Source organism: Streptomyces sp. NPDC059828 (assembly GCF_042731955.1).
GTDB lineage: Bacteria > Actinomycetota > Actinomycetes > Streptomycetales > Streptomycetaceae > Streptomyces.
Map to the genome: position 1 here is coordinate 240,448 of NZ_JBHWIW010000002.1, position 8,178 is coordinate 248,625.

Annotated in this window: 5 protein-coding genes and 2 pseudogenes; 3 read left to right on the top strand and 4 right to left on the bottom strand. The window is 70.4% G+C overall.

Features of this window, described 5'->3' with window-relative positions; all coding sequences use genetic code 11:
• Positions 1-652: 652 nt before the first annotated feature.
• Positions 653-1,645, bottom strand: a complete 993-nt coding sequence (locus tag ACFV6V_RS02330) for a GlxA family transcriptional regulator (RefSeq protein ID WP_385557824.1) — start codon at positions 1,643-1,645, stop codon at positions 653-655.
• A gap of 74 nt (positions 1,646-1,719) precedes the next feature.
• On the opposite strand from ACFV6V_RS02330, the gene ACFV6V_RS02335 reads away from it, so the two are divergent.
• Entirely contained in the window at positions 1,720-2,307 is a 588-nt protein-coding gene (locus tag ACFV6V_RS02335) for a cysteine hydrolase family protein (RefSeq protein WP_385557827.1), read from the top strand.
• A gap of 52 nt (positions 2,308-2,359) precedes the next feature.
• On the opposite strand, the gene ACFV6V_RS02340 is transcribed toward ACFV6V_RS02335, so the two are convergent.
• The 3 genes from ACFV6V_RS02340 to ACFV6V_RS02350 all read right to left on the bottom strand — a co-directional run bounded on the left by ACFV6V_RS02340 (position 2,360) and on the right by ACFV6V_RS02350 (position 6,105).
• Positions 2,360-4,219 (bottom strand): glycoside hydrolase family 15 protein, encoded by a 1,860-nt coding sequence (locus tag ACFV6V_RS02340; RefSeq protein WP_385557829.1) that lies wholly within the window; start codon positions 4,217-4,219, stop codon positions 2,360-2,362.
• A gap of 68 nt (positions 4,220-4,287) precedes the next feature.
• Positions 4,288-5,172 carry a PhzF family phenazine biosynthesis protein gene (locus ACFV6V_RS02345; RefSeq protein WP_385557832.1) on the bottom strand — a complete coding sequence of 295 codons (885 nt, stop codon included), beginning with the start codon at positions 5,170-5,172 and terminating at the stop codon, positions 4,288-4,290.
• 165 nt (positions 5,173-5,337) lie between these two features.
• Positions 5,338-6,105 (bottom strand): SDR family oxidoreductase, encoded by a 768-nt coding sequence (locus ACFV6V_RS02350; protein ID WP_385557834.1) that lies wholly within the window; start codon positions 6,103-6,105, stop codon positions 5,338-5,340.
• Positions 6,106-6,238: 133 nt separating this feature from the next.
• On the opposite strand from ACFV6V_RS02350, the pseudogene ACFV6V_RS02355 reads away from it, so the two are divergent.
• Both ACFV6V_RS02355 and ACFV6V_RS02360 read left to right on the top strand, forming a co-directional pair.
• Positions 6,239-7,883, top strand: a pseudogene (locus ACFV6V_RS02355) (alkaline phosphatase D family protein).
• A gap of 104 nt (positions 7,884-7,987) precedes the next feature.
• Positions 7,988-8,178, top strand: a pseudogene (locus tag ACFV6V_RS02360) (Bcr/CflA family drug resistance efflux transporter); the annotation flags it as partial.

The following is an 8,178-nucleotide window of genomic DNA, read 5'->3' on the forward strand; positions in this document are numbered from 1 at the left end:
GACGACCTGGTGGGAGGGCCGATTCTGGGGGAGTGGCTGGGGAGAATTGGGGGGTGGGGAGGATCGGGGGAGGCCCGGAATTCCCCCCATCGACCCAGGATCGACTCACCATCGGAACCGATCGGAACGGATAAGAACGCAGCTCAGGCGAATGTCAGGCGACTCCGGGATCAGGCCCCCAGGTCCGAGGTCTCCGGGCGACAGAACCCGGCGTACAGCCCGACTCGTCTGCCGCTCTTCATTTTCGTAGGTCAGAGATCTACGCAGAACCGGACGTCCCGAAAAGGCGAGTCGGCAGGGGTTGGTGAAACCACTGCACTGATGGACGACGGCGGATAGCTGAGCGCTGGCAGTAGAGACCGGGAGCGTGGCATCTGGTGCGGCCACCCACTGCGACCACCGGTAAGACTGTCGGTACTGCCAGGTACCTTCGGTACACATCGTGGATGCGGCCTGACGGGCTTCCGTTCCACTTCGGTGGAGCCTCGAAGGACACGCCCCCACCCGCGCGAGCTCGCGGGCGCCACTCCGGCGTGAGCGAAACGCTGCCGCCGACCCCGATGCGTCGGCGCACCTCGGCAGGGCGGCGGGAAGCCCGAGCCGCATGGATCGGGTTGGTCGGCGGAGGGGTCGCGGCCGGCCTGGGAGGCGGTCAAGGTCGCTGTGCAGGGGGCGGTTGCTCGGCGAATGAGGTGCGGTAGGCGCGTGGGCTGGTCGCCAGGCGGGATGTGAAGTGCTGGCGCATGGTGACCTCGCTGCCGAAGCCGGACCGGCGGGCGACCTCAGGCATGGGCAGGTCGGTGCGTTCGAGGAGTTTCTGGGCTGCCGCGATGCGGTGGTCCAGAAGCCAGTGCATGGGGGTGGTTCCGGTGACTGCGGCGAAGTGCCGGGCGAAGGAGCGCGGCGACATCCCGGCGCGCGCGGCGAGCGAGGAAACGGTGAGCGGCTCGTCGAGATGTGCCAGGGCATAGGCGCGTACCTCGGCAAGCGCGTCCGCGTCGCGATGGGTGTGCGGGGTCGGGTGCTCGATGAACTGGGCTTGTGTGCCGGTCCTGAACGGTGCCGTGACCATGGAGCGGGCGATGGTCGCGGCTGCCTCCGCGCCGTGCGTGACGCGCACCAGATGCAGGCACAGATCGATGCCGGCGGCGGTGCCGGCGGAGGTCCACAGATTCCCGTCCTCGATGAACAGGGCGCCCGGCTCGACGTGCACCCGCGGGTGGCGTGCCTGCAGCAGGTCGGTCAGTGCCCAGTGGGTCAGCGCCTGGCGGCCGTCGAGCAGCCCCGCCTGGGCGAGTGTGAAGGCGCCGCCGCACAGCGCGGCGATGGTGGTGCCCCGGGCATGGGCGCGACGCAGCGCCGCGAGGACCGGCTCGGGTGCCGGGCCGGCCTGCTCGTCCAGGCCCGGCACCAGGATCAGCTCGGCGCGGGGCAGCCAGGCGAGGGTGCGGTCCGGAGTGAGCGTCAGCCCGCCGTGCATCGGTACGGGCTCAGGGCCTGCGGCTACCCGGCGCAGCTCGAAGGCGGGTACCCCGCGGTCGGTGCGGTCCGCGCCCCACACCTCGGTGATCACCGAGACGTCGAAGGCGCGGATGCCGGCGAAGGCGAGCAGGGCGATGCGATGGGTCGGTGCCGGTCGGGTCACCCTGGCAGTAAATCATCGATCGCTGTCTTCTTGCCTTCTGTGAGCGAGTACGGCGGGGCGGCAGGATCGTGGTCATGGAGATCACGCAGAACACGGCGCTGGTAGTGGTGGACGTGCAGAAGGGCTTCGATGAGTCGGAGTTCTGGGGAGCACGCAACAACCCGGCCGCTGATGAGAACATCGGCTCGCTGATCGCAGCCTGGCAGGACACGGACCGGCCGGTCGTCTTCGTACGGCACGACTCGGAGCAGCCCGGCTCACCACTGCGGGCCGGATACGGAGGCAACGACTTCAAGGAGTACGTCGAGGAGAGGCGCGGCAAGGGTCGCGGGCCCGAACTGCTCGTCACCAAGTCCGTGAACTCGGCGTTCTACGGCACACCCGACCTCGCCGACTGGCTCAGAGCTGCGGGCGTCACCCAGCTCGTGCTGGCCGGTATCCAGACCAACATGTGTGTGGAGACCACCGCCCGCATGGGCGGCAATCTGGGCTACGACGTGCTGGTCGCCCTCGACGCCACCCACACCTTTGACCTGACGGGCCCGGACGGCTGGCAACTGACGGCCGACGAACTGACCCGTGCCAGTGCCGTCTCGCTGCACGGCGGCGGCTTCGCCCGGGTGGTGACGACCGGCGAGCTGGTGGCCGCCGTTCGCTCCTGAGCTCCAGGCACAGGGGCGCTCCCGGGTGGGCGGTGCTGTCCGCCGGGCGTGCTCACCCCAGTGCCTTGTCCAGGTTGAACGCCGCGCTGATCAGCGCGAGATGGGTGAACGCCTGCGGGAAGTTGCCGTTCTGCTCGCCCGTGCGGCCGATCTCCTCGGCGTACAGGCCCAGGTGGTTGGCGTACGTGAGCATCTTCTCGAAGGCCAGCCGGGCGTCGTCCAGCCGTCCGGCGCGGGTGAGCGCCTCGACGTACCAGAACGAGCAGATCGAGAAGGTGCCCTCCTCGCCGCGCAGGCCGTCGGGGCTGGCCTGGGGGTCGTAGCGGTAGACCAGGGAGTCGGAGACCAGCTCGTCGCCCAGGGCGTCCAGGGTGGAGAGCCACTTCGGGTCGGTCGGGGAGATGAACTTGCTGAGCGGCATCATCAGGACCGAGGCGTCCAGTACGTCGCCATCCTCGTGCTGGACGAACGCCTTGCGTTCGGGGGACCAGCCGCGAGCCATGATCCGGCGGTAGATACGGTCGCGCTGGGTGCCCCAGCGTGCCATGTCGGCGGGCAGGCCGCGGCGGCGGGCGATGCGCATGGCGCGTTCGATCGCCACCCAGCACATCAGGCGCGAGTAGAGGAAGTTCTTGCGTCCGCCGCGGGTCTCCCAGACGCCCTCGTCGGGCTGGTCCCAGTGCTCGCAGACCCAGTCGACCAGCTCGCAGACGGTGTCCCAGTGGGCGCTGGAGATGGGTTCGCCCCACTTGTCGTAGAGGTAGATCGAGTCGACGAGGGCACCGTAGATATCGAGCTGGAGCTGGTCGACGGCGCTGTTGCCGATCCGCACGGGGGCCGAGCACAGATAGCCCTCGAGGTGGGGGACCTCCAGCTCGGGCAGTTCCTTGCGGCCGTCGACCCCGTACATGATCTGGAGGGGGCCCGCGGCGGAGCACGAGACGCAGACGTGGTCGTTGAGGAAGCCCATGAAGGCCCGTGCCTCGTCCGTGAAGCCCAGCCGCATCATCGCGTACACGCAGAAGGCGGCGTCGCGGATCCAGACGTAGCGGTAGTCCCAGTTGCGCTCGCCGCCGATCTGCTCCGGCAGGCTGGTGGTCGGGGCGGCCACGATGGCACCGGTCGGGGCGTAGGTGAGCAGCTTGAGGGTCAGGGCCGAGCGGTGCACCATCTCGCGCCAGCGTCCGCGGTAGCGGGACTTCGACAGCCACTGCCGCCAGTAGCGGACCGTGGCATCGAAGAGCTGCTCCGCCTCGGCTACGGCGCAGCCGCGGGGCTCGACCGGGCCGCCGACCCGGTCGAGGGCGAAGACGGCGGTCTCGCCCTCGCTCAGCTTGAACAGCGACCACACGTCCCGGCCGTCGGTCTCCACCGGCACGCTGGCCGTGAGGGCGAGGCTGAAGGCGGGAGACTCGAAGACCGGGCAGCCGCCGTCCGTGCGTACGGTGTGCTGCTGGGCCCCGTAGCCGAAGCGGGGCGCCACGAGCGCGCGGAACGGCAGGGTCCCGCGTACACAGATCACCCGGCGGATCAGCCGGTGGCGGTCGGCCTCGATGCCGTCATCGGTGACCGGCATGAAGTCCTGGACCTCCCCGACCCCGTCCTCCGCGAAGAAGCGGGTGATCAGCACATTGGTGTCGGGGAAGTAGAACTGCTTGGTCCTGGCCGCTACGTCCGGGGCGAGCTCGAAGCAGCCGCCCCGCTCGGCGTCCAGGATGGATGCGAACACACTGGGCGCGTCGAAGCGGCCGCAGCAGTACCAGTCGATGGTGCCGTTGGTGCCCACCAGGGCGGCGCTGCGCAGGTCGCCGATCAGGCCGTGCTCGGAGATCGGCAGATAGCGGGGGGAATCCAGTCGGGCCGGTGCACCTTTGCGTGCTTCAGTCACGGGTCCTCCTCCGCCTGGCGGCATACACCCCCGTACCCCCGCATTTCATAGTAGGCCGGGCTGCGGCGCGCGCCTCTGGTGAGCCCCGACGATCAGCCGATGCGTGCTCCCGTGCCCCCGACACGGATCCGGGTTTCCCCGGGACGCAGTGTCACCGTGAGCACGCCGGGGCGCCCCAGGTCTTCGCCCTGGTGGAGGGTGAGCACGGCATCCTCGACGGCGTCCTCGGTGACCAGGCCCAGCTCACGGGCGTAGGCGCCGAACGCGGCCGCGGCCGCGCCCGTCGCCGGGTCCTCGACCACGCCGCCGACCGGGAAGGGGTCGCGGACATGGAACACGGTGCCGGACTCCCGCCACACGAGCTGCAACGTGGTCAGGTCCAGGCGCCGCATCAGGGCGGTGAGGCGGTCGAAGTCGTAGTCGAGGTCGGCGAGCCGGGCGCGGGTCGCGGCGGCGATGACCAGGTGGCGGGCACCGGCATAGGCGATACGGGGCGGCATGGCCGGGTCGAGGTCGGCGGACGGCCAGTCGAGCGCGGCCAGCGCCTCGGCCAGATCGGCGTCGGCGACGTCCTCCACCCGCGGCTCGACGCTGGTGAGCGTGGCGCGCAGCGCGCCGCCCTCCTCGGTCACCGTCACCGGGACGGTCCCGGACCTGGTCGCGAACACCAGCTCACCCGGACCGGTGTGCTCTGCCAGCGCGATGGCGGTGGCCACGGTGGCGTGTCCGCAGAACGGCACCTCGGCCTTGGGGCTGAAATAGCGGATCGTGTACGCTCGTCCTCCCTCCCCGGCGAGCTCCGCGGGCGGCGGGGTCAGGAACGCGGACTCCGAGTAACCGAGCTCGGCGGCGATCCGCAGCATCTCGGCGTCGTCGAGGCCGGTGGCGTCCAGCACCACGCCCGCGGGGTTGCCGCCCTCGGGGTCGGTGGAGAACGCGGTGTAGCGAAGTACGGCTTGGTCATGCGTCGTTGTCATGTGGGGGGAACCCCACATGATCAACGGATGTTCCCGGATCGCCGCGCCGGATCCACGGCCCTTACCCACGGCCCTTACCCATGGCCCTTACCCACGGGTCGGACCCATGGCCCTTACCCACGGGTGCCGCACCGGATACGCGGCGGAGCGCCTACGGGGCAGCCCTCAGCCGCGGCCGATGTACGGCATGTTCGTCGCCAGGACCGTCGCGAACTGCACATTCGCCTCCAGCGGCAGCTCCGCCATGTGCAGCACGGTCCGTGCCACGTCGGCCACGTCCATCACCGGCTCGACCGCGGTACGGCCGTCGGCCTGGAGGATCCCGGTCCGCATGCCCTCGGTCATGTCGGTGGCCGCATTGCCGATGTCGATCTGACCGCAGGCGATCCGGTAGGGGCGCCCGTCCAGGGCAAGGGACTTCGTCAGGCCCGTGATCGCGTGCTTGGTCGCCGTGTACGCGGTCGACAGGGGCCGTGGCACATGGGCGGAGATGGAGCCGTTGTTGATGATCCGGCCGCCCTGCGGGTCCTGCTCCTTCATGGCGCGGAACGCGGCCTGCGCGCACAGGAACGCTCCGTTCAGGTTGGTGTCCACGACCGACCGCCACGCCTCGTACGGGAGTTCGTCGACCGGCACCCCGCGCGCGCCGAAGGTGCCCGCGTTGTTGAAGAGCAGATCCACCCCGCCGAAACTCGCCCGGGCCGCCGTGAACAGGCCCGTGACGGCCTCCGGTGAGGTGACGTCGGTCGGCACGCACAGCAAGTCCACCGCGTCGGACCGGGACGCGGCCATCGCGGCCGTCTCCTCCAGTGGCTCCACTCGCCGCCCCGCCAGCGCGACGGACCAGCCCGCGGCCGCGAGGGCGAGCGCGACACCGCGGCCGATACCCGAACCGGCGCCGGTGACCACGGCACTCTTCCGCCTTGCCTCCATGAGCCCGCAGCGTACGGCAGGGGCGCGCGATCGGATCTCATCCGACCGACATGTGGATGTGGTGTACCCGACAACCCAGGGTCAGCGCTGCTCGCTCCAATGCGACGGACAACAGCCGTCTTGGGAGGGGTCGATGACACCCGTACACCAGCATTCGGCAGAACTCCGCGCCGCCGCCCGCCACTTCCACCACCACCTGGGCCGCCGCCGCTTCCTCACCGTCACCGCCGCCGCCAGCGCCCTGGGCCTTCGCCGTCAACCTGCCCGCCACGGGCACCGCGAGCGCCGCGGAACTCGACACGGCGAGACTGGCGGACGACCCGTTCACCCTCGGGGTCGCGTCCGGCGACCCGATGCCCGGCTCCGTACTGCTGTGGACCCGGCTGGCGCCCAGCCCGTACGAGCCGGGCGGCGGGCTGCCCGCCACCCGGATCCGGGTGACGTGGGAGCTCGCCCACGACGACCGCTTCAGCCGTGTCGCGAGACGCGGACGGGCGACCGCCCATCCTGAGTTCGGCCACACCGTCCATGCCGAGGTCAGCGGGCTCGCCCCGGACCGCGTGTACTACTACCGCTTTCGCGCCGGGAACTGGACCAGCCCCACCGGCCGGACCCGCACCGCGCCGCTCGCCGGCGCGCGGATCTCCGAGCTGAGGCTCGCCGCCGTCTCCTGCCAGGCGTACCACGACGGCTACTACACCGCCCACCGGCACCTCGCCGACGAGGACCTCGACCTCGTCCTCCACCTCGGTGACTACCTCTACGAGTACCCGGTCAACGCCGCCGGGGGAGCGCGGGCCTACACCGACCGTAGCCTGCCCGCGCACTTCAACCGGGAGACGGTCAGCCTCGACGACTACCGGCTCCGGTACGCGCTCTACCGCAGCGATCCGGACCTGGCCGCCGCGCACGCGGCGCACCCCTTCGCCGTCACGTGGGACGACCACGAGACCGAGAACAACTACGCCGGTGACATCCCCGAGAACGACGTGCCGCCCAAGGAGTTCCTGCTGCGCCGGGCCGCCGCGTACCGCGCCTACTGGGAGAACCAGCCCCTGCGCAGACCTCAGCAGCCGGTCGGCCCGGACATGCGGCTCTACCGCCGTCTGCGGTTCGGCCGGCTCGCCCAGTTCGACATACTCGACACCCGCCAGTACCGGTCCGACCAGGCGTACGGCGACGGCTGGCAGCGGCCCGGGCCCGAGTCCGAGGACCCGTCGCGCACCATGACCGGCGCGGCGCAGGAGCGCTGGCTGCTCGACGGCTGGCGCGGCTCGCGCGCGCTCTGGAACGTCGTGCCGCAGCAGGTCACCTTCGCCCAGCGGCGCGACGTACCCCGCCCGGACTTCAAGCTGTCCATGGACTCCTGGGACGGCTATCCGGCTTCCCGGCAGCGGATCCTGGACGGGGCCAGGGCCGCGGGAACCGGGAATCTCGTCGTCCTCACCGGCGATGTCCATGTGTCCTACGCGCTCGACCTCAAGGAGGACTTCGACGACCCGGCCTCCCGGACCGTCGGCGCCGAATTCGTCACCACTTCCGTCAGCAGCGGCAAGGACGGCGCCGAGAAGCCCGCGAACTGGGGCAACCTCACCCAGGCCAACCCGCACATGAGGTTCTACAACGGCCGCCGCGGCTATCTGGCGGTCACCCTCGGCACCGGGCACGCCCGCGCCGACTTCAGGACGGTGTCCGCCGTGACCACCCCGGGTGCTCCCATCACCACGGCGGCGTCCTTCGTCACCGAGGCGGGCGATCCCGGAGTCAAGCCCGCCTGAGCACTCGGCCTGCCTGGTTGATATCCGGGTGGTTCATATCTCCGTATGAACTGAGAACATGGGGGGCGACTTCGCACCACGGACAAGCCGGACAGGAGCTGTTGATGTCGGAGAGTGAGAGCAGTGCCGTCGCCACGCGGCGTACGGGCTTCCTCGTCACCCTTGTGCTCGGCGGGCTCACCGCGCTTCCCCCGCTCTCCATGGACATGTACCTTCCGGCGCTGCCTCAGGTGACGGGGGCGTTGAATGCGTCGGCGGCGACGATTCAGCTCACGTTGACGGCTTGCCTGGCCGG